Below are 24,378 nucleotides of genomic sequence, written 5' to 3'. Positions count from 1 at the left end.
AAAAACACTGCAAAAACTTGAACTTCAAGATTTTGCAGTGTCTTGTGGAAGATTAGATTCTTAGGAAAGGATGACTTTGGATCAGTTTAAAATTGTTACCTTTAATTGTTTTACACCAAAATTAATTGCATCTTGTTTAGAAGGAATAAACACATCAATTTTATTTCCTTTAATAGCTCCACCAGTATCTCCGGCAATTGCTTCACCATATCCTTCTACATAAACTTTACTGCCAAGAGGAATAACAGATGGGTCAACTGAGATAACCTTTGCATTTGGGTTTTCTATAAGGTTAATTCCAGTTGCCGTAATACCGGAACAACCTTTACATGAAGCTGTATAAGCAGTTGCTTTCACTGTAATTACCTTTGAACTTGTATTATTTGTGGATGTAGTTGGTACAGCAGATGTACTTTTATTTTGTCCTTCAGTAGATGGCGCCACACTTGTACTTTCCTTTGGTGCTCCTGTAGCTGACTGTATCGGTTTTTCTGCAATATTAGTGGTGGTAGTTTTTACACTTTCAAAGATTAATAAATTTAATCCAGGATGGATGAGATCGGTATCTAGTCGGTTCCATTCTTTAATTTGTGATACGGTTACTTGATGATTCTTGGCTATGTCCCATAATGTGTCACCTTGCTTAACCGTATATTGTTTATGTGGTGCAACGATAAGTGCATCTCCAGGGTGAATTAGGTCTGTAGTGAGATTATTTAATATTTTGATATTTTTTACATATGTATTATTTGCTTGGGATAGATCCCAAAGTGTATCTCCTTTTTGTACGGTAATCGTTGAAGCTTGTACATTTGCACCTACTGTTACTGTGAGTAGAGTAACAGCCAAAATAGATATCATTTTTTTTAGCATTCTTTTACCCCCATGTTGTAGTTGTTAATTTTTTATTATAGTAACATAGATTTTTCCTAGAAAAAGAACAGGGGAGTGTTAATTTGATTACATCCGTGGCATTTATATTGCGAAAATATTTCTAGTATTAATTAGTAATCAGAAAATTTTAGGGTTTTTTTAGCCTTTATTCAAAAAGACAAAAAACAAGTAGTATGTCTCAGTATACACATTCTTTATTCCATCACGGTGAACCGTACCCAAGTAAATGAAGTTTTTTATTGTATGGAATAAGTATGAGTGTAGGTAGGTGTTAGCTTTAATAAACTTCTCGTTTAGATAGATCGAAGTTTGTTTTTGTTCCTAGTAAACGTGAAATCATATTGTTTACAACTCTTGTTTGCATGTTTACAAAAAGTAAACATGGCGTACACAAACCTGTGTACATGTATACAAACATGTTTACTTCTTTATATGGCAATATGTGTACGGTTTTGTAATTGAAGTTTACAGAAATGTTTACAAAAGACGTTATGTTTACAAGGTGTTTACAGGTTTACAGTTTCATTTCTTTTCGGTAAGAGTCATTGTTGAATCTAGTAAACTCTTATAACCTTTAATAGAAGTCATTGGATGTACATAGCAAATTTATTAAAAAGGAATGATTGGAATGTCTATGCCCAGAATTGCAGCAGTTGATGTTGGAAATGACTCGTTAAAGGCTATTTTCGGAGAACTAGAGCACGAATTAAATATACCTAACATTGTGGCAATAGATACAGAAGACCGCCCTGTAATTGGAATAGAAGAATTAAATAGTAAGGATCCGGTGGAGGGGATTCATATAAAGGTCCACTCTCCAGCTTTGAAAGAGAATAACGTCATTTACCGTGTAGGTCACTTAGCGACCAAGAGCAGTAATGCAGCCGAGTTAGACCCCGGAAGCAGTAAATCAGAAGAAGATCAAACATTGGTTATGCTGTTTGCCGCATTAGCATTAGATGCGGTGAGGGAGGAAAATGCATCTATCTTCCCACGAGGAAAAAATGTCATTGATGCAAACTATATGCTTGGAACCGGTCTCCCCCTTCGTGAAGTAAAGGAAGGCAAGGATTCTGGATACCGCTCGAAACTAACAGGCTCCGTTCATCAAGTGGAATTTCTCGTAACACCAAAATACCAGGGATTAAAGGTGAACATTAAGTTTAATGAAGTAAAGGTTTATCCAGAAGGCTTTGCCGCCTATATTAATCTTGTAATGGATAATAATCTTAAAATCATCAACAAAGATTTAGTCGATAAAAGAATCTTAATTCAAGATATTGGGGGTCTGTCAACAGATATTGCGGTTATTAGAAACCGGAATGTCGATGATGATAAGGCCCAAGGATTTAATCTTGGGGTATCTGAATCGTTAGAGGCGATAAGAGAAGAAATCAGATCCAAACATGGAATAGAATTGGACAGCCGCCGTGATGTGGTTGAAGTTATTACAAGAAAAAATAACCGCAATCATATTATGGTAAAAGGGAGCCGGACAAGTGTTCATGATATAACAGATCGCATTCTACTTGAGTTAGCCAAAAAGCAATATCGATTACTCCGCAATGTCTGGCTAAAAAACTCGCAAACAGAAATTTGCTATTTTGTTGGCGGAGGGTCAAATGTATTAAAGGAATATCTAAAAACGTTAAATAATAATCTAGATGGTTATAATATTGAATTCTTTGAAGATGAAAAAGAGAGTATTTGGATGATGGCAAATGCTTATTATAAGCTTATTACCGATTTTGTAAGGAAGACAGAGAAGCAACTGGTACCAAAGGAACCAGTAAAAAAATAAGATAAGGTGATCTTATGAAAAAGTCTTCTTCAAATGAGGTGAAGAGGGGCCAAGCGATTTCATTTCGCGTACCCTCTGATACACCTGATTATTTATTAAAACATCTACAAAGGCTAAAGGAAACGGAACGGAGGAATTTTTCCAGTAAAATTGCTGAGTTTGTGATGCAGGGAGTCGGCCAGTCTTTTTCAAAGAAACGGGAAATTATTTCTGTTCCTCTCCCCCATAAATTGAGTAAATCACAACGTAATTGGCTTAAGCATGAGCATTCCGAGGCATTACTCGGGAGTATTATTTACCAGCTCTTAAATGACCCAGTTCGTACGGCTTCCCTACTAGCCTCGTTAAATAGCAACTCCTTAAACCTGGATGAGGCCTTGTATCTTCAAGAGGAAGTAGAAATGGAAGAGCAACCGATTGAGGTTTCAAACGAGGAAGGCCATTTACATTCTTTTGAAGAAACTGCTTCAACAGATGATGTTGATGATATACATACATTTAAGTGGGAAAGCGCAAAACAAAATCACTCCGTAAGAGCGGAAGAGGAAAATGATGCGGCAGAAAATGATTTAGACAGTCTGTTAGGGGATTTTCTTGCTGCAATGAATAAGTAGTCTACCGTTAATCAGGTGAAAAAACTTTGGGATCAGTCCCCGTTACTTTATAGCGGGGGACTGATCCCTTTTATAAAAAAATCTTAAGTACTAACAAAAGCCTCTTCTTATCGTATACGGCTCCCTTTCGGACGATGGGGAGTTTTACTATAGTAAATGGAGATTTCAAAAAGTGGTAAAGAACTTCTTGACGTCATAGAACACAGGGATGAGACACTTGAGATTTATGTCACGAAAAGCGAATGCCCTATTCTCTACCATTCATAAAGGCTGCTTTCTTAAAGTTTGTTGTTTTGTAAAAGCCCAATAGCCGGCTTTTACACCTAATTAGGAAATTTGACGATTCTTACAGTTGGATTATTCATTTTGAGAACAGAATCCATCCTTATCGTTTGTAATTTGTGCTGCTTAAAATGTGCAAGCAAAAATCCAAATCTGCTTGAAGATGATTTTCCATCATCTGCTTAGCTGCCTGACCATCTCTTGCTTTAATCGCTTCATAAATCTCCTCATGTTCTTCAATTAGACGAGGGCGTTGGTGTAGCACTACAGTCTTTCGAAAAAGATAGATAATGGATTTCATTCGGTTAATGATATCGATAATTTGTGAGTTACCACTTGCATGAACAATAATTTCATGAAAACGTTCGTTTGCTTCCATAATCTCTTCAGTTGTTCCTTCTCGCCCCACTTTAATGCAATGAGAAAGTAAATCTAATTCCTCTTCAGGCAAATAGATTGCTGCGGCTTGACTTGAAAATCCTTCTAGAAGAATTCTTACTTGAAATAAGTTTCGTAAATCTTTCTCAGTAGGTTGTACAACCTTTTTATTTACGATAAGACCTTCATATATTAACTGCCTTAGGGCTTCCCTAATAGGTGTACGGCTAAATCCCAATTCTTGGGCAAGTTTTTCCTCAACAACTTTTGTACCACTAGGAATACCCCCATTTAATATCCTGTCACGAATGATCTCATATGCCTGGTGGGAAGCCGGACGATGACTTTTAGTATTCTGACTCACTTCATTCACTCCTATTTCCTACAAAACCTAACTACCACTAACTTATCAAAAAAAGTAAATAATTGATAGTTAATCAATTAATTGTTATTCGAAAAAAGTATACAAAAATAATAAAAATGTATACAATTATTTATAAATAGTATACAATCATTTTCGTAAATGATTCCTGCAATCGATTCCAATCGAAAATATATATTGAGTTATTTTTGTAAAATAGTAAAAAAATAATGATTGAGGAGGAATAAATATGAAAAACATTGGATTTATTGGTTTAGGTATTATGGGAAAACCAATGGCATCAAATCTATTGTCAAAAGGATATCAAGTGACAGTTAACGATATTAATGAAGCAGCAGTTCAATCTTTAGTTGGGTTAGGTGCTGTTAGTGCTGAATCTCCAAAAATGATTGGTGAAAGCTGTGAAGTAATTATCACGATGCTTCCTGCCAACAAGCATGTAAAACAAGTCATTTTAGAGGAGAATGGTGTTCTTAGCGGAGCAAAACCAGGAACCGTCATTATCGATATGAGTTCTATTACACCAGTAGTTTCCAAAGAAATTGCTGCATTAGCAGCTGAAAAAGGTGTAGAAATGCTGGATGCCCCTGTTAGCGGAGGAGAACCGAAAGCTATAGATGGAACGTTAGCCATTATGGTAGGCGGGAAAGAAGAAGTTTTTGAACAGGTGAAGGATGTTCTATATGCAATGGGAACCGAAGTTACTTTAGTAGGCGGAAATGGAAGCGGCACTACAGCGAAATTAGCCAATCAAGTTATTGTTAATTTAAATATTGCTGCTATGTCTGAAGCATTAGTTTTGGCAAGTAAAGCTGGTATTGACGTTGAAAAAATGTATCAGGCCATCAGAGGTGGATTAGCAGGAAGTGCTGTACTTGATGCAAAAGCTCCATTAATCCTTGATCGTAACTTTGTAGCTGGCGGAAGAATTGATATCAACATGAAAGATATTACGAACGTAATAGAAACTGCTCATGAAATTGGTGTGCCAATGCCATTATCAAGTCAATTACTAGAAATATTCCATGCATTGAAGGTCGATGGAAAATCTTCAGATGACCATGGAGGTATTGTTCAATACTTTGAAAAACTAGCGAATGTTGAGGTAAGGAGAGTATAAAAATGGGCGCGATAAATAGCACAGATAAAAGATTAGTTAACGAGGTTTTCGATAAAATTCCAGCAGTAGATAGAAATGCCGTGCAGGAAATGTTGAAAAACGAATTAGCTAATCTGAATAAAAAAATTATTGTGCTTGATGACGATCCTACTGGTGTACAAACCGTTCATAATATCTCAGTTTATACTGATTGGTCAGTAGACAGTATTGAGAAGGGTTTTGGAGAGCAAAATGCGATGTTCTTTATATTAACAAACTCCAGAGGATTTACTTCAGCTGAAACGGAAAAAGCACATAAAGAAATTGCTGAAAATGTATTAGAAGTAGCGAAAAAGCATGGTAAGGATTTTATTATTATTAGTCGCGGAGACTCTACTTTACGTGGTCACTACCCACTTGAAACAGAGGTTTTAAAGGAAACAATCGAATCAGGTTCAAACACCAAGTTTGATGGGGAAGTAATTATTCCATTTTTCAAAGAAGGCGGCCGTTTCACAGTTGACAACATTCACTATGTTCAATATGAAGACTATTTGGTGCCGGCTGGAGAAACGGAATTCGCGAAAGATAGAACATTTGGCTATACAAAGTCTCATTTAGGTGAATGGGCCGAGGAAAAATCAGATGGTGAATTTAAAGCTGAAAATGCAACCTATATATCACTTGAAAGCTTAAGAGCACTTGAAGTAGAAAAGATTACAAATCAATTACTTGAAGTCAGTGATTTCAACAAGGTCGTCGTAAATGCTGTGGACTACGTAGATGTAGAGATTTTTGTCATTTCCCTCATCAAAGCAATGAAAGCCGGCAAGCATTTTATGTTCAGAAGTGCAGCTGCTCTCACTAAGGTGATAGGGGGAGTAAGTGAAAGAGGGTTACTTACTAGAGAGGAACTGATTAAAGAGGATTCCGAACATGGCGGTCTAATCATTGTTGGTTCTCATGTTAAAAAGACGACTGAGCAGCTTGAGGAATTGAAGAAATGTGATTTTATTGAGTTTATTGAATTTAATGTTCATCTCGTTTTACATCCTGAGGAGTTTAAAGCTGAAACAGACCGAGTGATTGAAACAAGTGAAAATCTCATTCGTTCAGGTAAATCAGTAGCCATTTATACAAAACGGGAAAGAATGGATCTTGGTGAAGGTAAAAAAGAAGAAGAACTCAAGCTTTCTGTTCAAATCTCAGATGCAGTAACAAGTATCGTTCAAAGGTTAAACGTTAGACCCAAGTTTATTGTCGCTAAAGGCGGTATTACATCAAGTGATATCGGAACAAAAGGCCTTGAAGTTAAGAGAGCGACTGTTGCTGGACAAATTAAGCCAGGTATCCCTGTATGGTTTACTGGAGAGGAAAGTAAGTTTCCGGGTATTTCTTACATTATATTCCCTGGAAATGTAGGAGCAAAAACGACCCTCAAGGAGACCGTTGAACTATTAGGTAAATAGTAGATTTTCATCGCTTTGCTAAAAGATTTCATTCGTATACGGCTGCATCATTTACGATGGTGTATGTTCGTATACGAATAGAAAAAAAGTGTTTGAAAACGAACACAAAGCAGCGATGATCATCTAATTAATCATAAACTGAGGAGCACATTATGTTTGCAGATACAAAGGATATTTTAGTAAATGCACAGAGAGGAAAATACGGCGCTGCAGCGTTTAATGTATATAGCTTAGAAACTGTACAGGCAGCTATAAAGGTTGCCGAAATGGAAAACCAGCCCGTTATTATTGCTTTAGGGGAACGATACTTCCCTACGGTAGATGTCGAAGGGTTTTCTGCAATGGTTAGAGCTATGGCAGAAAAAGCTAGTATTCCTGTTTCTCTTCATTTGGATCACGCTTATGAGAAGGAATCAATCATTCGCGCCATTCGTTGTGGATTTTCATCTGTCATGTTTGATGGTTCAGCATATGATCTTGAACAAAACATGCGCCTGACAAAAGAGATTGTAGATATTGCTCACATGGCAGGTGTATCAGTTGAAGCTGAAATTGGTTCTTTAGCAAGAGGAGCTTTCTCTGATGAGGAAGAAGGCAATGGCACACTAACTGATCCAACGTCCGCAAAAGAATTTGTTGCAGAAACTGGTGTGGACTTTTTAGCTGCCGCTATTGGCACTGTACATGGCATGTATAAAGGAGAACCTAAGATTGATCTTGATCTTCTAGAAAGAATTCGGCAGGTTGTTGATGTTCCACTTGTTCTTCATGGCGGATCAGGAACACCTGATGAAATAGTAAGACAAGCCATACAATCTGGAATATGTAAAATCAATGTGAATACAGAAGTATCCATGGCTGCCGTTTCTCATTTACAAACGTATTTCGAAACTAGAGAAATGGTCCATCTCTCCACTGTTATGGCAGATATGCAGCAGTCTATGGAGCCTGTAATGACTAAATTTATTAAGTTATTTTCTGGTAAGTAAAACGTTTATGAGTGGGGGACTAGCCCCCGCTGTGCTTAACGCACAAACAATTAATGAACTTATAATATTCAATTTTCATCATGACTGTCTAAAAGGAGTAAATAATATGCCGGTAATTTCAATTTGTATAGGGGTTGCCCTATTACTTATATTAATGATGGTTTTTAAATTAAACGCATTCATATCTTTAATTATTGTTGCTTTAATTGTAGGTATACTAGAAGGAATGTCACCGATCGATGCCATGGCATCTGTCCAAAGTGGCTTAGGTGGGACACTTGGCAGTCTTACAATGATCATCATCTTTGGAGCGATACTCGGTAAGTTGATGACCGATTCTGGAGGCGCTCAAAGAATTGCGACAACACTTATTCGAGCATTTGGGAAGAAAAGAGTTCAACTAGCGGCAGTTTTAACTGCATCTGTTGTAGGGATCGCACTCTTTTTTGAAACAGGTGTTGTTGTTTTGATTCCGCTCGTATTTACGATTGCAACTGCAGCTGGAGTGCCTGTATTGTATGTTGGTATGCCAGTTATTGCAGCACTTATTACGATGCACGGTTTTGTTCCACCACACCCTGGACCAACGGCGGTTGCGAGTGTATTTGAAGCAAATATCGGTAAGACACTAATATATGGAATTACCATTGCCATCCCAGCTATTATTATTGGCGGGCCGTTATTTACGAAGCTGTTTAAGAAAGAAGATTTGGAAGTTGAAATTCCAAAAGGATTGTTTAATCCGAAAGAATTTACAGAAGAAGAAATGCCGGGATTTGCTACAAGTATTCTTACATCTTTGATGCCGGTCATTCTGATTGCGGCGAAAGTAATTGTAGAAATTTTTATGCCTGAATCAGCGATTATGCCATTTTTTGATTTTATTGGTAATCCGAATGTTGCATTATTACTCTCTGTTATTCTTGCATTCTTTACCTTTGGTCTCAATCGAGGTAGAAAAATGAAGGAAGTCATGAAATCTCTTACAGACGCGGTCAGTGGAATTGCGATGATTTTACTCATTATCGCTGGTGGTGGCGCGTTTAAGCAAGTGCTAATTGACAGTCACATTGATAAATATATCATTGAAATCATGACAGGATCATCATTATCACCATTGCTTCTTACTTGGATTATCGCTGCTATCTTAAGGGTTGCGTTAGGTTCTGCTACTGTAGCTGGAATGACAGCTGCTGGAATTGCAGCACCTCTAATTGGGGCTACAGGTGTAAGTCCTGAACTAATGGTTTTAGCAGCTGGTGCAGGAAGTATCACCTTCTCCCATGTGAATGATGCCGGATTTTGGATTTACAAGGAATACTTTAACCTTTCAATCGGCAAAACGATCAAAACATGGTCTGTAATGGTTACCATTCTTTCCCTTGTAGGTCTTGCAGGTGTATTAATCTTAAATATGTTTATAAAATAAACAAGTTTTAACATCAGAAGGTCAGCTTATTATTAAGCTGGCTTTTTGTTTTTGATTTTCCATAATAAGATATCAAAAAGTGGAAAATAATCACTCACTCTCATAAGGAAACATAACATGTTTTAATGGGGGAATGTGCATGCTTAAACGAAAACGAATGTTATTAAAACAATTTTCTTTGATGTTGGCGATCTTATTAATGTTTTTTTCCATTAGTGGATGTGGTAAAAGCGAGGAAAAAGGTGGAACACCTCCCGTGAGTAATCAAGAAGGAAAATCGCCGGAAAAAGTGGATGATGAAACACCTCCTTCACCAAAAGATGACCTTGTAGATTTAGATACCCCTCCCGTTGCCACTGGAATGACTCAATATATAGAAGTGAAAGGAAAAGCATATGAGATGCTGGAACCTATGATGGAAAGTATCTCGCAAAAAAATCCAATGGCTTCAATCACTTTGATGGGCTTATTCAGCACAGATATAACCTTAGCACCATTAGCTGTATTGTCGGAAGTACCTAAAACGGGTAAAAATGTTTGGGAAGGGCCAATCATGAATCAGGTTAGTACAGGTCACGTTGAAATGAAAGGCGATATTTGCACGTTCAACATGGAGATGAATGTACCAGATGAGTCAATTCAGAATATGACGATTTCAGGTGAATACGATACGAAAACAGAGTCACTACAAGCTAGTTTTTCAGTAGATGGCAAGGAAATAAAAGTATTTGAGTATGTTCCTTCCGGAAGTGGATATGTCAGTCAGATAATTACAAAGGAAAACGAAGAAACTTATCTGATTAAACAGGTTTTTAACGAAAATACACTCTATATTGGAATGGTTACAGGTAGTGGCAAAGAGGAAAGTATCTACAAACAAAACATTGAGTTCAATAAGAACTTTGTGAAAAATGATTCCATGATGGTTGTAATTGAAAACGGAAAGGGCTATACCATTATTGATAATGAAAAATACGAATATTAACAAACAGTCAACAGCCCGATGCAAATAAGCAGAGGGCTGTTCATTTTTGTGGTAACCGTTAAAACAATAGTGGTTTGTAGATAATCCGTATTACTAAATTGCACTATTTTCACTTCAATATTTACAAGGGAGATTATGCTTATTTTGCCCATAGGCAGTGCTAGTTTGAGCTTGTCCAGTTGCAAGTTACCCTTAATTTTCGCACACACAGAATAAGATAAAGGTTTAAGAGTATAAGAAATACTTTAAAGGGGAATAGCGTTTTTTATCAGTGTTCTTTATTGAATGTCTATTAAATTCATTATAGGGTAGACCTCATTTAGTTGCGTCACGGTGAATCTTACATTAGAGTCGGTTTTTTGAAAAGTTGTAGGTTTTCCTAAGTAAATGCTGTGGATGAAGGCCTATTTGTAACCATAGGAGGATTTGGTTTTCAGAGCGAATTTTTTAATTCAATATTTGTCGCATCTTGAGTAATAACCAAATTTTTTTGAACATATATTAACTCAGGTACTTTCAAAAGGGGGGGAAACAGGTGGCCGGTTTAAAAAGTTTTAAACTGTACAGTGTGTTAACATTACTTTCTGGTATTTTTCTAATTGTGGCTTGGATACTTTTTATCTCTGGTTATTTCGAAAGAGACTATAGCTCGGCTCATTATTATATCCCAATTTACATTGAATATTTCGGGACAATATTATTTCTTTTTGCCTTAATCGGTCTTTATTTATATCATTTAAATTCGAGCGGAAAGTTTCTTACTTTTAGTTTTATCATTGGGGTAACAGGTACAACACTTTCACTTGGAGCAAAGTATCTTGGTTTATATATTAACCCCTACATCAATAAAGTAGCCCCGGATGTGTTATCAGCTCCTCCCGAATCAATAGTAGGGCTGCTCGTTTCTTTTCTTGTATATGCTATAGGTGTAATTTTAATTGGAATTAATATAATGAAGTTAAAAAAACTTCCTTTTCTTGGTGGTTTAGTTCTTGCAGTATCACCATTTTTTGAGTTTGTACCAGTAGCAGGAATCCCCCTAAGTTATCTAATACTTGGCTTAGCACTTTTTTATCTTGGTGTAAGTCTTTACAGAAGAGACACTGCCGTATCACTAAGCTAAAGACGTGGTACAATACCTGTTTAATAATAAATATTAAGAACGCTGGGATATTGATATTTCAGCGTTTTTATCTATTTGATAATTTTCAGTAGGTAAAAGTAGAGGTATATCGATTAATTTTTTCATATTCTATTAGTCGGTGGAATCATTTGTTAAAGGAATAATTACAAACAAAAAACTGCCACTTAAGCGGGTGTAGTGAACCGTACCACAAGTGATAATAAAGTACGAATATTAACAAACAGTCAACAGCCCAATGCAAATAAGCAGAGGGCTGTTCAATATTGGTATCAGACACTAGAACAACAAATACCTGTATTCGATGTATAGTGGAAAAAGAGGATATCCTATTTCCATACCTAGTAACAGAGAAAATGTCTGGCGGATCTAGTTTTTCCACCATTAAGACATGACTATTTATGAAAAGGCACCGTTGTTGGTCAAATACTTTTTACGGTGCCTCTCCTTTCATTCTTGAAAAATCTCTACAATACTCGGGTAATGGGTAGTGACATTCACCTTTAAATCTTTACCGCTCTAAAAACTCGATACCCTAATTTATCTCCATAAGAGACCAGTAACCTTTGATGGGTTTGTATAACTCTATCTACCTCTGGGTTTACATTTTCGAGCGGTATTTCACGATTGTTTATTTCATTGTCATCAAAACTATATTCTTCTAAAGCATCAAAAATAGACGCCGATTTTACGATTTGGCATCTTTTGAATCCGGACTTTTGAATGGACATAAGCCATTCTTCCTCAGATAAAATCTCATCTATTTGATAAAATTTCATCAACTCCGCCTTTTCTTTTCTAGACAACTTTTGTTCTGCTGTCATATCAATATTTAACAATACCCCATCATGCTTTAGCACACGGAAATACTCACTCATGACTTTAGAAATATTACCAAAAACAGTTGATGATTCAGCTATGATGTAGTCGAAAGTATTGTCTTTAAATGGAATATTCTCAATACTTCCTTTTACTGCCTTAGCAGAAATTCTCTCATTCAAAAATTTTTCCGAGGCTTTCTTCACCATTTCTTCATGGTTATCAATTGAATAAACCATACAACGAAACGTTTTTGCCAAATACGATGATGTTTCCCCAGTACCACAACCTGCATCAAGGATGATCATCTCGCGGTTAATTTTTTCATTTTCTAAAATCTCTTTCGTTAGAGACATTCCACCTGGATGGGCCCCATCTATAGCGTAATAGGCTAAAGCATCTTGATAAGTAATTTTCACATAACCACTCCTCTAGCTTAATAGGATGTTCCATCTTATGTTTATAGCCGAATGGATGATACATCTTACAAGCAAACAGATTATAAATAGCTCTGTTTGCTTTTCCACTTTCGCCTTGTGCTGAAGACTACTCCAATAGTCAACCATGGTCATACAATGATAGGGATCTGTAACTATACTAGTACAATCATGGAGGTGTATTAAAAAATGTCAGCACACTATCATCATATGTGTTCTAGGGGCATTGGGAGAGCAGTTCACATTCGTACGTTTGATGGAAAAATTCATCGAGGCATTATTCACAGAGTATCTCCAAATAGAGTATTCCTTCGACCGTTCGGAGGCCACCGCGGTTATGGTGGCTACGGATATGGTTGGGGCGGGGGCTTTGGTTTCGGCTTTGCGGCGGGCATTGCATTAGGAGCAATTGTCTCATTAGCCTTTATTCCATTTTTCTTTTAAAGGAATAAAAAGGTAGAATTAATCACTTTTTCTGTTAGTGGTACCGCAAACATTTTCAGATTATCTTAATTTCGATGTGAGAACTATTGGAATATCAGTGGTTCTCATATCATTTTTTTGTATTTAATGTGAATATTGATTTAAATAAAGTTTGATCATTTATGATTTCATGTTAAATTAACGTTTCTCGCTAGTGGATTAATAATCATCAATCACAATCTAACAATATGTATATTTGTTTAAATACTTAATTTCTCTTTTTGGAATATATCAAAGTCTTTCTTTAACAATGAATTCATATATAAACCATCGAATTTACCTCAAGTAAACTCATAGGACAGATAGAGGTATATGATGTATTTAATGGTTGAAGGATTGAGAATCATGATACGATGGTAGATGTGAATATCGTGACGGCAAAAGGTAAGGATTATGTTGATTTTGTGATAACAAAATGTACACTTGCGCAGGCTTACGATAACCATGCCCTAAACGACAGGGCTAATTTTTTTGAAGCAAGGAGTTTATGAATCCATGAGTAAAAAGAAAGTAGCGATTATTGGTATAGGTGCTTTAGGTGAGGGGATGGTAAAGGTATTTTTTGACCACCCATTAGTAGAATTGGTTGCCGTTTGTGACACTAACAAAGAAAAGGTAGAACAGTGTGCAGCTCTTTATAATATTAAAGGCTTTACGAATCATACTGAGTTACTAGAAAAAGTAGATATAGATATGGTTTATGTGGCGGTCCCACCGAAATGGCATCATGATATTGCTGTTGATGTCATCCGAGCGGGCAAACATATTTTATGTGAAAAGCCATTAGCGAACTCATTGGCAGAAGCTGAAAACATATTGCGGATCGCAAAGGAACAAAACATTGTCCATGCTATGAATTTTCCTTTAAATTACTTACATAACACTCTTAAGTTTGAAGAGCTGTGGTTGGAGGGGTATATTGGCAAGTTGCGAAAAGTAGAACTAACGATGCAGTTTCCTAAATGGCCTAGAGCGTGGCAACAAAATAGCTGGATCAACACGAGAGAACAGGGTGGTTTTGTTTTTGAGGTAGCAGGACATTTCGTTCAACTGATTCAACGATTCTTTGGACACATTAGCAATGTAGAGAGTGAGCTGGAACTTCCTAATGATCCTACGCTCCCCGAAATGGGAATCACAGCGAAAATGAGACTTGCAAATGGTGTTCCCATCACCTTTAATGGGATTAGTGGAATAGCAGGAATGGAAGAACAACATCTTTCTTTAACGGCATATGGAACAGAAGGTACGTTATCTCTCATAGATTTAAAGAAAGTAAAGGCTGGGAAAATCGGGGAGGAGTTTCAAGAGATTAAGGTTGAGAACAACCATTTCTGGAATGAATTAATCAATCAGTTCGTTGATGCTATTGATGGTAAAACGAGTGAATTGTATGATTTTCAAGTTGGCTACGATGTTCAGGTAGTACTCGAAGAACTTCGGAAATAATAGTAGTTTTAATTCTTATCTTAAAAGAACAGATTTTAGATCTGTTCTTTTTTACTTGAAGCCAAAAGGGATTGAAACAAGTTTTTCCAAAATGCTTTTAAAAATAATAATTGATAGGTTTGAGGGAAATAATACCATTGGGTATTTTTATGTTAATATACTTATTGCAGGAAATGATGAATATATAATAGCTTTGTTGATTAATTATTTAACAATAAAAGGAGAGTAGAGGACACACAGTGGAAAATAGCATTTCATTCTTACTTTGAAAAAACAAAAAGGGCATCACTAAGCCAATGAACAGTAATATGCGAACGCGGAGATGAAGATGATGTTTAAAAAGTTTAATAATATAACAGTTATTTTACTGTTAATAGTTTCAATTTTTAATTTAGCTTATAATAAACCTGCTTTTGCTTCTACAAAAAAATGGTATACTGCTACAACATATTCAGATAATAAGAATGTTAAAGTTACAATAAATAATTCAAATAAAATGACAAATAAGCCAGTAACAATAACTATTGATGCTACAAAATATAATAATGGTAATAACGTAATTCTATATAATCCTGGCGATAATAATTTTGAAGTTACATATGGAAGCAAATACACAATTAAAGCAAAAGCCAATGGGAATTATGATTTTCTTGTCTTAAGGAAAGATTACTATGACCCGAAAGATCCTAACCTTGGAGATCCAAATATTATTTGGTGTGGTGCTACAATTAGTAATATTGATACAAGTAAACCCGTTTTGAAATTTGTTAAAACATATGTGGATGATTGGAGTACCACTCAGTTTTTAAAAATCAGAGTAACTGATAATAATAGTATTGACCGTGTTAAGTTACCAGATGGGAGCTATAATTCCAATATACGTGAGATTAAAGGAAGTGAATACTCCCAAGGAATAGATAATTCTATAGAGGTGGAGGTGTATAAAAATGGGAAGTACACCTTCGTGGCTGAGGATTATGCGGGAAATAAAACTGTAAAGACCTTCACTATTAAAAATTGTAATCCGGTTCCATTAAAGATAGACAAGGTAACAGTTAATAGCAAATATATTACTGGAAAGACGCTTCCAAATGCGGATTTAATTGTCAAGACTTCTGACCTTAGTTATTACGTAGATAATATAAAAGCAGATAAAAAGGGATATTTTAAAGCAAAGTTAAATAAAAAATTAAAACTCAATAAAGTAGTAGTAGTTCGTGTAGTGGATAGTAAGAAAAAATCGAAATATTCCAGCAATAAACTTCAAGTAAAAGTAGTTAAAAAATAAGGGGAATCTATCTTGTGAGTATTTTAAGGTATTAATGCAGATAACCTCACATATTGGCTTTCATTATCTAATTTCAAAATCGGCATTCTTACATTTATATTTATGAAGAATTTACTTATGGTAGTGTTACCGGTTAAATAGGTGTGGTTATCAGGACTTATTTGAAAATAATATGATAATGGCTTTTAAGGAGAATTAATATGATGCTACCATATCCAACAGCTACAACAAGAAATGAAAAAAATCAGATGATCGAAGAAATTAGGAAAAGGTTACTATTCAAATATAGAGATGAAATATTAGCAATTGGAGCGTACGGATCAATTGGACAAGGAATGGATGGTCCATATTCTGATATAGAACTTCATGCGGTTATGAAGGATGGAGTTTCTATAGAAAGTCATGAATTTATTTATGATAAATTTAAAATTGAAATTAGTATGATACAAAAGAGTGAGATTATTAAACAAGCAAAAGAAGTCGATGATTCGTGGGCAATTAAAGCAGGTGTTTTTACTAACATTTTAGCAGTTTATGATCCTGAGCATTTATTTGAAGAGGTTAGAAACCTGCCACTACAGATTTCTGATAAAGCAGTAAAAGATACAATGAGGGAATTTATGATTTGGGAACCCTACGAAACGATGGCAAAAATAAGAAATAATTTTAAAATCAATAACTTGAGCTATATCCCAATGGGAGCAAAAGATTTAGTTTGGCAAACTTTGAAACTGATAGGTCTAGCAAATAAACAGTCCTATAGTACAAGAGCTAGAGCCTATGAAGAATCTTTGGTAATGGAATCAAAACCTACAGGGTATGAAAATTTGGTTATTAAAGTAATGGAAGGGAAACTAGATGATAGTAAACTAATATATGAACTTTGTGAAAAGTTATGGGTGGGTCTAAATGAATGGTACAGTGATCTTGAAATCGAATATATATCAAAACAGCTACCAGTTTAATTTATACTGTTAATCATAAAATTTTGGGACTGAATTAAACTTAACATATAAAAAGTTAAGATAGCCGACCACTAGTGATTGGTATGTATAAATAGTTACAAAGATAACAAACAGCGATCCAAACTATTCAGATTCTTTTGGGTAGATGGCATTAAAGTCTATATAGAATCGCCCTATAAACTGCCTAATTTATAGTCGAACTAGTCTACTATACTATAAGAATTATATGATTTAAATAAAACAGAACAATAGTATACTTTTATAATACGCTATACTGAAGGGGGGTTAAGATGAAAGAGCTATATATTAAGCAAAAGGTATTTAGTCTAAGTGGTAAATTTACTGTAAAGGATTATCAGGAGAATGATGTTTATTATGTAGAAGGGAGCTTTTTGCAAATCCCAAAGACGTTCTCCATTATGAATACAAATGGAGATGAAGCCGCGCTCATTTCGAAAAAGATGTTCAGTTTTTTACCGAAGTTTTTTGTTGAAGTGAATGGGCGAGAGGTGTTAACGATACAAAAGGAGTTTTCCTTCCTAAAAGCACGCTACACGATTGATGCGGCAGGCATCGAGGTACATGGCAGCTGGTGGGATATGGATTTTGAAGTGTTACAGTATGGAGAGGTCGTCGGACGAGTGAACAAAAAATGGTTTACTTGGGGCGATAGCTACAAGGTCGAGATATTGAATGAAGAGATGGAGACCATCATCATTGCGCTTGTTATCGCAATTGATTGTGTAAAAGCTGACCATGCCGCTGCTTCATCAGCAGCTACGATGTAAAATGTAGTTGCGGTGAATCGTACCACAAGTAAATACGGAAGCAACTATCTCCTTCTTCTAGGGAAAATTAGATAAGTAGATCATTCGTAAATTGGTGGAATATACTGCTCTCTTCGGAGGATTCCATTCTCTTCTAAAAAAGAAAAGTGAGCTTACATTGTCTCTATATGACATCGTAAGCTCACTTCTTGCATGTCTTATTCTTTATTCATTACACTATGTTTTTTACCATAAGTAAAATAGAAGAGTAATCCAAGTACAAACCAAATACCGCATGCAATCCATGTATAAACAGAGAGTTGAGTGATTAAAAATAAACATAATAGGAATGAGCAAATCGGTATAACCGGAAAGAACGGTACTTTAAAACCACCAGATGGGATATTCTTATTTTTTCTTAAGAAAATAACTCCGATTGAGACGATTATAAATGCAAGTAATGTCCCCATGTTCACTAATTCTACGAGTTTAGATAAGGGAATGAAGCCTGCGCAAAAAGCGATGAATGCTGCAAAAATCCACGTACTTTTAACGGGCGTCCTATATTTTTTATTAAGCTCATGCATATATTTCGGTAGTAATCCATCACGTCCAAGCGCGTAAAGAAGTCTTGTTCCTCCATATATCATCACAAGGATAACTGTCATCATCCCGACAACAGCACCAAGTGAAATTACGCCAGCCATCCAGTCTTGGTGAACGAGCTGCATAGCAAAGCTAACTGGGTCACTTACGTTTAGTTGTGTATATGAAACCATTCCATTTAGAACAAGCGAAATCACTACGTAAAGTAATGTACAAATTAATAATGAACCAATAATTCCAATAGGCAAATTGCGTTGTGGATTTTTTACCTCTTCAGCTGCGGATGAAACAGCATCAAACCCAAGATAGGCAAAGAAAACAAGTGCTGCCCCGCTCAAGACCCCTTCTATTCCGAAAGGCATAAATGGCTGCCAATTAGAAGGCTCCACATAAAAAATACCTACTCCAATAAATAAAAGAATAATACCTACCTTAATAAATACCATGATCTTATTCAGCTTTGCAGATTGATTGATCCCGCGCGTTAACAAGAAAGCAGTAGCAAAAACTATAGCTATAGCTGGTATATTTACATAAGTTCCGTCTGCGGGAATAAATGGACCTGAGATTGCCTTTGGTATGTTGATATGAAATCCTTCTAACAATGCAGAAAAATATGAAGACCAACCAGTTGAGACTGCAGCAACTGCCAAACCATATTCTAACACCAAAGCCCAACCAACTAACCAAGCGACTAATTCTCCAAATACAATATATGCATACGTATAAGCACTACCTGTTACTGGTACGGAAGATGAAAATTCTGAATAACACATCCCTGCCAATGCACAGACAATAGCAGCTATAATAAAGGAAAAAACTATAGCTGGTCCAGCGTGCTCAGCAGCTACTGTCCCTGGAAGAATGAATATACCTGTTCCGACAATGGCACCTACCCCTAGCAGCGTTAAATCAAAGGCTCCTAACGATTGCTGTAGCTCGATATCTCCCTTTTTTTTCAGTAACTCCCCGAGATTTTTTCTCCTGAATAATACATTTTTCATACTGAACCCTCGTTTATTGCAAATATGTAAAGATTCTATATGTTTATTTCTTAAAGGTCAACTGACTTTGTCGAATTACCAATATTTTTGTCGAATAATAAGACATTCGTAGAATTAAATTGAAAAGTGAAGGCGAAAATAGTTTATACAGAATGGCACATATCTATCTTTTTATGAAATAACTATTTTCGAAAACTATTAGTGTTGGATAATAAATCCCAATTCACTATAATCCTTTTAATAAAAGTGGTTATATCGGCGACGATAGATACAAAGAAGTAGATTTGAATGTAAAGAAGCTAGAAACCATTATTAACTATTTTTAATAAATGCTATTTAAAATGAAAATTAAGCAGTTCTCGGAATAGATGGAGGAGATTAAGAAAAATGTTAATTTATAGATGCTTTGATGAAATCAGTTGAAGACTTGAATAGTTAACAACACTTCAATGGATTTGGTCTATCGGAAGAACATACAAACGGAGAAAAAAATATTGGATAAGACAGCATTTAAATGCATCACAGAGAACTGTCATAAGCTATGAAGTCAAAAAAATAGTTTCTTGTGACCATTTAATTAAAGAAGAATACCAATCGATCATATTTCAGGTTGGCATTCTTCTTATTGATAATTATTTACCTACTAACGTAACCACAGATCTAGGTGGCACATTAAACACTTTATGTGCGGGGAATAAGTTTTTCTGTTCCAAATCATAGTTATCAGAAGTGATATAAGGTTTAAATTGTATCGCTTTTTTATTCCAAGGTAGCCCGTCTACATTGAGATGCACAGGTTTTGTTTCATTACTGTAATTTACAAGGACAATGGAAAGCTGGTTATCTTCCTCTTTATAATAAGCCGAACCCATAAGGCCATCCTTATCGTTTGCGCCATTTAAGTCGACTCTATATGCCCCTGGTCTGACAAACCGACTGTAATTACCTAAAGCCCATAGTAATTTAGATTCGATGATTGTTTCTTCATCACCTGGCTTTAAGTAGTCCGTATAAATTAAACCGTCCTTGTAGTCATACGGTGACATAGAGAGCCACCATTGCCATGCGGAGGCTTGAGTTTCGACCATGTCATAATGAATGAGTCGAGCAATATCAAGTGCAGTCCGCATTGATAGGTCTCGGCCAGGACCATTGCCACCCAAAATGCAGTATTCGGACATCCACATTTTTGCATTCGGATCATAACGATCGATATTTTCCCTTACTTTTTTTCTTAAAGGAATGAGGCGATCCTCTCCGGAAAAATAATCAGACCAATAGGCATGTGCACTGATTTTGTTTCCGACCATATCCTTTATTTCGTTGTCTCCTAAAAACTCCTTAATGTATTCACGATATTTACCCGGATACGCACCACTAGCATTTCCACTATTATACCGGCTATTATTTCTTCCGGTAAAAGCTGAATAGATATCGTCATCAAGTAAAGATGTATATTCAACTGCTTCTGGTATATCAATTTCAGTTTCAAGATCGCGGTTTTGTAGCTCATGATATAAAGCTCTTATTACTTTTTTCATATCGTCAATATTGTAGCGATTTCCTTCTTGCCCGGCTCTGTTCCAATCCCAAGTAGGCTCGTTGATCGGGCTAATATAGTCGAAAGGCAGCTGCTCCTGCTCGAAATATTCCAATACATCAGATAAAAACACCGCAAAGTCATTGATATATTCTTCTTTTAGATTCGTGCTGCCGACAGAAGAATCAGGTTGCCCATGTCCATTCTTTGTCATCCATACAGGTGGACTATTCACAAACGCAATAAATTCTTCAACGCCACGTTCTTTAGCGGCTTGAAGAAACCATTGCTGACCAGCTTGTTTTGACCAATCATAAGGTTCATTTTTTCCTGTTTTAAAACTTTCTGCTCTCCTAAAGCGATCTTTAATAATGTTTTTATCTGTTTCTTCACTCCCAGCACCAATATTAAAGCGCCACATCGATAAGCCAATTCCTTTGTCTTGTGAAAACAGCAAATCAGCCACTTTGTTTTTATTTTCTTCTGACCATTCAGCACCGATGGGGTCCATTGCCCAAGCGCCAGAAGCTCCAAATCCATCAATTTCTTGATACTTTTTCTCTACATTTATATGAATCTCTTGGGCAGTGTTATCATGTGGAATAGCTAGATTGTTATCCTTTGCACTACTAACAGTTGACCCAAACATTAAAAAACATAACGATAATGCCAATGTTAATTTTCCTTTCTTATTCTTAGTCATTTTTTTCTCCTTTCGCCAAACCGTTTTAATTTAAAGCTAGACGAATAAAAATGATAGGAATAATATCCATTGACCACCTTCTTTAGGAAAAATATATAACTGTAAGTTGCTAAAACCAAAAAGGAATAAACTGATAGAACTATCTTAGAAGTAGAAGTTTAGAAGTAATAATCATTATGACTAGAAATTAGGCGGTGTTTAGGGGTTCAATAAATACGCATTTGTCAACTTGAAGGGAAAATATGAAATGGCTCTCTAAACGGATGAAATAGGCTCTCATAGGGAGGGTACCATAAAGTGGAAACTTGTTTCAATCCATAATAATACCTAATTTTCATCTAATGAAACAAAGGTAATAAGGTCTAAAGTGTGATTTAATAGGAGCCTAAAGATGGAATAGATAAAGTGGTATCACAAAAACTATTAGAAAAACAAGAGATTGAAAATGATTGAAGGGAGCCTTTGCAAGTTCGAATACATGCCTCAGCTGAAGAATGGACAGCATGCTTTTTTGCTCCTACCACCAATTTCGTGGAGCGGGTATGAAAACAAAAAAACCATCTATTAAAATTTTATATAGATGGTTTTTGCGTGATTCAATTTTTAGGGTTGACATCATAAGTTGCCTTCACCTTTTTCAAGTACAGTATTTTCATGTTCTATACTGATTACGACCTTTCCTTTAGCGTGCCCCTCTCCAAAATATCGGAGAGCTTGAGCAGCCTCACTTAACGGGTAACACCTATCTATAATAGGTACTACATTGCCGGCCTCAAAGAACTTCTTTATAATATTTTGATCATTTTGGTTTGGCTTGTGTATTAGGAGGGACATGTTCTTACCAGTTAACGAAATCAATGGTCTTAGGAGGAGGAGTTGCAAAATTCGATTCGTAGGACCTCCGATCATAGCATAGGTACCTTTGGGATTTAATGCTCGTTTGTAGTCGGAAATAGACCGAGATCCGACAACATCAAGAATTAGGTCATAACGCTGTCCTTTTTGGGTGAAGTCTTCTTGAGTATAATCAATGACCTGGTCTGCTCCAATTGACCGCAGCATATCCATTTTTTTAGTGCTGTCCACTCCAGTCACTTCAGCTCCGAATAATTTGGCAATCTGCAATGCGAAGGTACCCACACCGCCACCAGCCCCATTAATTAAAACCTTTTCTCCTACCTGAATCTTTCCTTTAACGCGTAGTCCCTGTAATGCAAGAACTGCGGCTTGGGGTATGGCGGCTGCCTCCTCAAATGACATACTGGCTGGTTTCAGCGTTAATGCACTTTCACGAACACATACATACTCCGCAAACCCACCCCAACCACACCCGGAAATGTCCCCGAATACCTCATCGCCCGGAAGAAACTCCTTTACGTCTTTGCCTATTGCTACAACCTGCCCCGCTATATCAGCTCCGAGTATATTGTATTTTGGCTTTAAAAGTCCCCCAATGCGGTTCATAAAAGGTTTCCCTCTCAGGAGGTCCCAGTCCCAAGAGTTTATGGATACTGCATGTACTTTTATCAATATTTCATTGTCCTTTGGACTAGGTCTCTCCACTTCTTCGAGTTTAAGAACGTCAGTACTTCCGTATTTTGTATATACAATCGCTCTCATGAGGATTACTCCTTAACTGTTTTAATTTTATTTATAGGTTAAATCCTTTGTCGCAGCAAAATCGGTGTTATTATTTCAATTAAGGTTTCTTGAAGAAATAAAATGATTCCTAAACGACATCAGAAAATCTTTAACAAGACTTGTGAAACAACGATGCAAATCCAATAAACAAAAGACTGATAGCAAACGTGGAAAGAGTTTTGATAGATGAATAACCGCATAGACCTAGAACGATTATTGCTAGTGGAAAGGCAAAACTAATTAAATGTCTTTTAATCTATAAATATCGCCAGTTCGGATTAAACCTGAACAGCTTTGCAGGCCTATGCCCTGCATCTTTTGTAAATTGATTAGTTTCTATAACCATGTCCTTTATCTTCCTTCTAAACGCTGAAGAAAGTAGCTCTCTTCCCAAAGTAACCTCATAGACCTGCTGGAGCTCTGATAATGTAAAAAGCTCAGGCATTAGATTAAAAGCGATATCTGTGTACTCAATCTTATTTCTAAGTCTCTCAATTGCATATTGGATCATTTTCGCATGATCAAAAGAAACTCCATTCGAAACCATAACATCTCTTTCTACTGTTACTGCTTTTCCAGAGTACTTTTCAATTATTTTTATAGTAGCCTCCAGTTTTGCTTGATCGTTTGAAAGAGTAATTTTTATCACTCTTTCAAATGAAAACCCCTTCTCTAATATGGTTTTCTTCTCTTCAAGAACACTGTACCTAGCATCGAACCACCTCGCATCAACCGCATCGTCCCCAGCTTTCACTTCGAGTGCTCTGCTATCAATTAGTGCCATATAAGAACAGCTAATTACTCGTGTACGAGGATCCCTTTTTACATCTCCCCATGTATAAAGCTGTTCCATATAAACATCATCAATATTGGTTTCAGTTTTTAATTCGCGCAAAGCAGCTTCATCAAGACTCTCGTCATTTGTTACAAATCCTCCAGGCAAAGCCCATTGTCCAATATATGGATGAACTCCCCTTTTAACCAATAGTAGTTTTAGTGACTTTTCCGGCAACTTTCTGTAGTTTTCTTTTTCTTCATCAACTACTGTGAAAATTAACATATCTACTGTAACAGATGGTCTTTCGTAAATACTGATATCATACTTTTGTAAAAACTCTTCTTCAGTAAGCCCCTGCTTATCTCTGAGTGGATCTTTACCCATAAAAATCACCTATAATTTAATATTCTCATAATGTTATTATCAAATTGTTAT

Annotated in this window: 21 protein-coding genes; 14 read left to right on the top strand and 7 right to left on the bottom strand. The window is 36.1% G+C overall.

Translation table 11 applies throughout. The features are described 5' to 3' along the window. Positions 1 to 81: 81 nt before the first annotated feature. Complete coding sequence (locus KHA93_RS16435) at positions 82 to 873, bottom strand: LysM peptidoglycan-binding and 3D domain-containing protein (RefSeq protein ID WP_213111726.1); 792 nt, start codon at positions 871 to 873, stop codon at positions 82 to 84. A gap of 649 nt (positions 874 to 1,522) precedes the next feature. Here KHA93_RS16435 and KHA93_RS16430 point away from each other — a divergent pair. Continuing rightward, on the top strand, positions 1,523 to 2,695 hold the full coding sequence (locus KHA93_RS16430) for a ParM/StbA family protein (RefSeq protein WP_213111725.1): 1,173 nt from the start codon (positions 1,523 to 1,525) through the stop codon (positions 2,693 to 2,695). 14 nt (positions 2,696 to 2,709) lie between these two features. After that, positions 2,710 to 3,309 carry a hypothetical protein gene (locus tag KHA93_RS16425; protein WP_213111724.1) on the top strand — a complete coding sequence of 200 codons (600 nt, stop codon included), beginning with the start codon at positions 2,710 to 2,712 and terminating at the stop codon, positions 3,307 to 3,309. Between the two features lie 385 nt (positions 3,310 to 3,694). Here the strand turns inward: KHA93_RS16425 and KHA93_RS16420 are convergent, their stop codons facing one another. Continuing rightward, entirely contained in the window at positions 3,695 to 4,333 is a 639-nt protein-coding gene (locus tag KHA93_RS16420) for a GntR family transcriptional regulator (RefSeq protein WP_213111723.1), read from the bottom strand. A gap of 247 nt (positions 4,334 to 4,580) precedes the next feature. Between KHA93_RS16420 and garR the strand changes: the two genes are divergently transcribed. From garR to KHA93_RS16390, 6 genes are all read left to right on the top strand, one after another. Then, positions 4,581 to 5,471, top strand: coding sequence for a 2-hydroxy-3-oxopropionate reductase (gene garR / locus KHA93_RS16415; protein WP_213111722.1), 891 nt, complete (start codon positions 4,581 to 4,583; stop codon positions 5,469 to 5,471). Between the two features lie 2 nt (positions 5,472 to 5,473). Continuing rightward, positions 5,474 to 6,919 carry a four-carbon acid sugar kinase family protein gene (locus tag KHA93_RS16410; protein ID WP_213111721.1) on the top strand — a complete coding sequence of 482 codons (1,446 nt, stop codon included), beginning with the start codon at positions 5,474 to 5,476 and terminating at the stop codon, positions 6,917 to 6,919. Between the two features lie 152 nt (positions 6,920 to 7,071). Further along, positions 7,072 to 7,908, top strand: a complete 837-nt coding sequence (locus tag KHA93_RS16405) for a class II fructose-bisphosphate aldolase (RefSeq protein WP_213111720.1) — start codon at positions 7,072 to 7,074, stop codon at positions 7,906 to 7,908. Positions 7,909 to 8,014: 106 nt separating this feature from the next. Continuing rightward, positions 8,015 to 9,337, top strand: a complete 1,323-nt coding sequence (locus tag KHA93_RS16400; RefSeq protein WP_213111719.1) for a gluconate:H+ symporter — start codon at positions 8,015 to 8,017, stop codon at positions 9,335 to 9,337. A 139-nt stretch (positions 9,338 to 9,476) separates the two neighbouring features. Next, on the top strand, positions 9,477 to 10,322 hold the full coding sequence (locus KHA93_RS16395; RefSeq protein ID WP_213111718.1) for a hypothetical protein: 846 nt from the start codon (positions 9,477 to 9,479) through the stop codon (positions 10,320 to 10,322). A gap of 535 nt (positions 10,323 to 10,857) precedes the next feature. Continuing rightward, positions 10,858 to 11,445, top strand: a complete 588-nt coding sequence (locus KHA93_RS16390) for a hypothetical protein (RefSeq protein ID WP_213111717.1) — start codon at positions 10,858 to 10,860, stop codon at positions 11,443 to 11,445. Between the two features lie 521 nt (positions 11,446 to 11,966). On the opposite strand, the gene KHA93_RS16385 is transcribed toward KHA93_RS16390, so the two are convergent. Continuing rightward, positions 11,967 to 12,701 (bottom strand): class I SAM-dependent methyltransferase, encoded by a 735-nt coding sequence (locus KHA93_RS16385; protein ID WP_213111716.1) that lies wholly within the window; start codon positions 12,699 to 12,701, stop codon positions 11,967 to 11,969. A gap of 207 nt (positions 12,702 to 12,908) precedes the next feature. On the opposite strand from KHA93_RS16385, the gene KHA93_RS16380 reads away from it, so the two are divergent. The 6 genes from KHA93_RS16380 (at position 12,909) to KHA93_RS16355 (ending at position 17,692) form a co-directional block, all read left to right on the top strand. After that, positions 12,909 to 13,163 carry a hypothetical protein gene (locus KHA93_RS16380; RefSeq protein WP_213111715.1) on the top strand — a complete coding sequence of 85 codons (255 nt, stop codon included), beginning with the start codon at positions 12,909 to 12,911 and terminating at the stop codon, positions 13,161 to 13,163. A gap of 534 nt (positions 13,164 to 13,697) precedes the next feature. Further along, positions 13,698 to 14,651 (top strand): Gfo/Idh/MocA family protein, encoded by a 954-nt coding sequence (locus KHA93_RS16375; protein ID WP_213111714.1) that lies wholly within the window; start codon positions 13,698 to 13,700, stop codon positions 14,649 to 14,651. 55 nt (positions 14,652 to 14,706) lie between these two features. Further along, positions 14,707 to 14,880, top strand: a complete 174-nt coding sequence (locus tag KHA93_RS16370; protein WP_213111713.1) for a hypothetical protein — start codon at positions 14,707 to 14,709, stop codon at positions 14,878 to 14,880. A 99-nt stretch (positions 14,881 to 14,979) separates the two neighbouring features. Beyond that, positions 14,980 to 15,939 (top strand): hypothetical protein, encoded by a 960-nt coding sequence (locus KHA93_RS16365; RefSeq protein ID WP_213111712.1) that lies wholly within the window; start codon positions 14,980 to 14,982, stop codon positions 15,937 to 15,939. 200 nt (positions 15,940 to 16,139) lie between these two features. Beyond that, positions 16,140 to 16,904 carry a kanamycin nucleotidyltransferase C-terminal domain-containing protein gene (locus tag KHA93_RS16360; protein WP_233711197.1) on the top strand — a complete coding sequence of 255 codons (765 nt, stop codon included), beginning with the start codon at positions 16,140 to 16,142 and terminating at the stop codon, positions 16,902 to 16,904. 290 nt (positions 16,905 to 17,194) lie between these two features. After that, positions 17,195 to 17,692 (top strand): LURP-one-related/scramblase family protein, encoded by a 498-nt coding sequence (locus KHA93_RS16355; RefSeq protein ID WP_213111711.1) that lies wholly within the window; start codon positions 17,195 to 17,197, stop codon positions 17,690 to 17,692. Between the two features lie 197 nt (positions 17,693 to 17,889). On the opposite strand, the gene bcaP is transcribed toward KHA93_RS16355, so the two are convergent. The 4 genes from bcaP to KHA93_RS16335 all read right to left on the bottom strand — a co-directional run bounded on the left by bcaP (position 17,890) and on the right by KHA93_RS16335 (position 24,327). Then, entirely contained in the window at positions 17,890 to 19,281 is a 1,392-nt protein-coding gene (gene bcaP / locus KHA93_RS16350) for a branched-chain amino acid transporter BcaP (protein ID WP_213111710.1), read from the bottom strand. A 632-nt stretch (positions 19,282 to 19,913) separates the two neighbouring features. Next, positions 19,914 to 21,524 carry a glycoside hydrolase gene (locus tag KHA93_RS16345; protein ID WP_233711196.1) on the bottom strand — a complete coding sequence of 537 codons (1,611 nt, stop codon included), beginning with the start codon at positions 21,522 to 21,524 and terminating at the stop codon, positions 19,914 to 19,916. 615 nt (positions 21,525 to 22,139) lie between these two features. After that, positions 22,140 to 23,144, bottom strand: a complete 1,005-nt coding sequence (locus KHA93_RS16340; RefSeq protein ID WP_213111709.1) for an NAD(P)-dependent alcohol dehydrogenase — start codon at positions 23,142 to 23,144, stop codon at positions 22,140 to 22,142. Between the two features lie 277 nt (positions 23,145 to 23,421). Further along, positions 23,422 to 24,327 (bottom strand): NUDIX hydrolase, encoded by a 906-nt coding sequence (locus KHA93_RS16335; RefSeq protein ID WP_213111708.1) that lies wholly within the window; start codon positions 24,325 to 24,327, stop codon positions 23,422 to 23,424. Positions 24,328 to 24,378: the final 51 nt, after the last annotated feature.

The sequence above is a fragment of the Lederbergia citrisecunda genome (assembly GCF_018343695.1).
GTDB lineage: Bacteria > Bacillota > Bacilli > Bacillales > Bacillaceae_C > Lederbergia > Lederbergia citrisecunda.
The sequence above is the reverse complement of the archived record's forward strand: the minus strand, read 5'-3'. Positions and strand labels throughout refer to the sequence as shown.

Excerpts from the sequence above, each read along its gene's own strand:
- KHA93_RS16435 (WP_213111726.1), bottom strand. The coding sequence starts at position 873 with ATGCTAAAAAAAATGATATCTATTTTGGCTGTTACTCTACTCACAGTA.
- KHA93_RS16430 (WP_213111725.1), top strand. The coding sequence starts at position 1,523 with ATGTCTATGCCCAGAATTGCAGCAGTTGATGTTGGAAATGACTCGTTA.
- KHA93_RS16425 (WP_213111724.1), top strand. The coding sequence starts at position 2,710 with ATGAAAAAGTCTTCTTCAAATGAGGTGAAGAGGGGCCAAGCGATTTCA.
- garR (WP_213111722.1), top strand. The coding sequence starts at position 4,581 with ATGAAAAACATTGGATTTATTGGTTTAGGTATTATGGGAAAACCAATG.
- KHA93_RS16410 (WP_213111721.1), top strand. The coding sequence starts at position 5,474 with ATGGGCGCGATAAATAGCACAGATAAAAGATTAGTTAACGAGGTTTTC.
- KHA93_RS16405 (WP_213111720.1), top strand. The coding sequence starts at position 7,072 with ATGTTTGCAGATACAAAGGATATTTTAGTAAATGCACAGAGAGGAAAA.
- KHA93_RS16400 (WP_213111719.1), top strand. The coding sequence starts at position 8,015 with ATGCCGGTAATTTCAATTTGTATAGGGGTTGCCCTATTACTTATATTA.
- KHA93_RS16395 (WP_213111718.1), top strand. The coding sequence starts at position 9,477 with ATGCTTAAACGAAAACGAATGTTATTAAAACAATTTTCTTTGATGTTG.
- KHA93_RS16380 (WP_213111715.1), top strand. The coding sequence starts at position 12,909 with ATGTCAGCACACTATCATCATATGTGTTCTAGGGGCATTGGGAGAGCA.
- KHA93_RS16375 (WP_213111714.1), top strand. The coding sequence starts at position 13,698 with ATGAGTAAAAAGAAAGTAGCGATTATTGGTATAGGTGCTTTAGGTGAG.
- KHA93_RS16365 (WP_213111712.1), top strand. The coding sequence starts at position 14,980 with ATGATGTTTAAAAAGTTTAATAATATAACAGTTATTTTACTGTTAATA.
- KHA93_RS16360 (WP_233711197.1), top strand. The coding sequence starts at position 16,140 with ATGATGCTACCATATCCAACAGCTACAACAAGAAATGAAAAAAATCAG.
- KHA93_RS16355 (WP_213111711.1), top strand. The coding sequence starts at position 17,195 with ATGAAAGAGCTATATATTAAGCAAAAGGTATTTAGTCTAAGTGGTAAA.
- bcaP (WP_213111710.1), bottom strand. The coding sequence starts at position 19,281 with ATGAAAAATGTATTATTCAGGAGAAAAAATCTCGGGGAGTTACTGAAA.
- KHA93_RS16345 (WP_233711196.1), bottom strand. The coding sequence starts at position 21,524 with ATGACTAAGAATAAGAAAGGAAAATTAACATTGGCATTATCGTTATGT.
- KHA93_RS16340 (WP_213111709.1), bottom strand. The coding sequence starts at position 23,144 with ATGAGAGCGATTGTATATACAAAATACGGAAGTACTGACGTTCTTAAA.
- KHA93_RS16335 (WP_213111708.1), bottom strand. The coding sequence starts at position 24,327 with ATGGGTAAAGATCCACTCAGAGATAAGCAGGGGCTTACTGAAGAAGAG.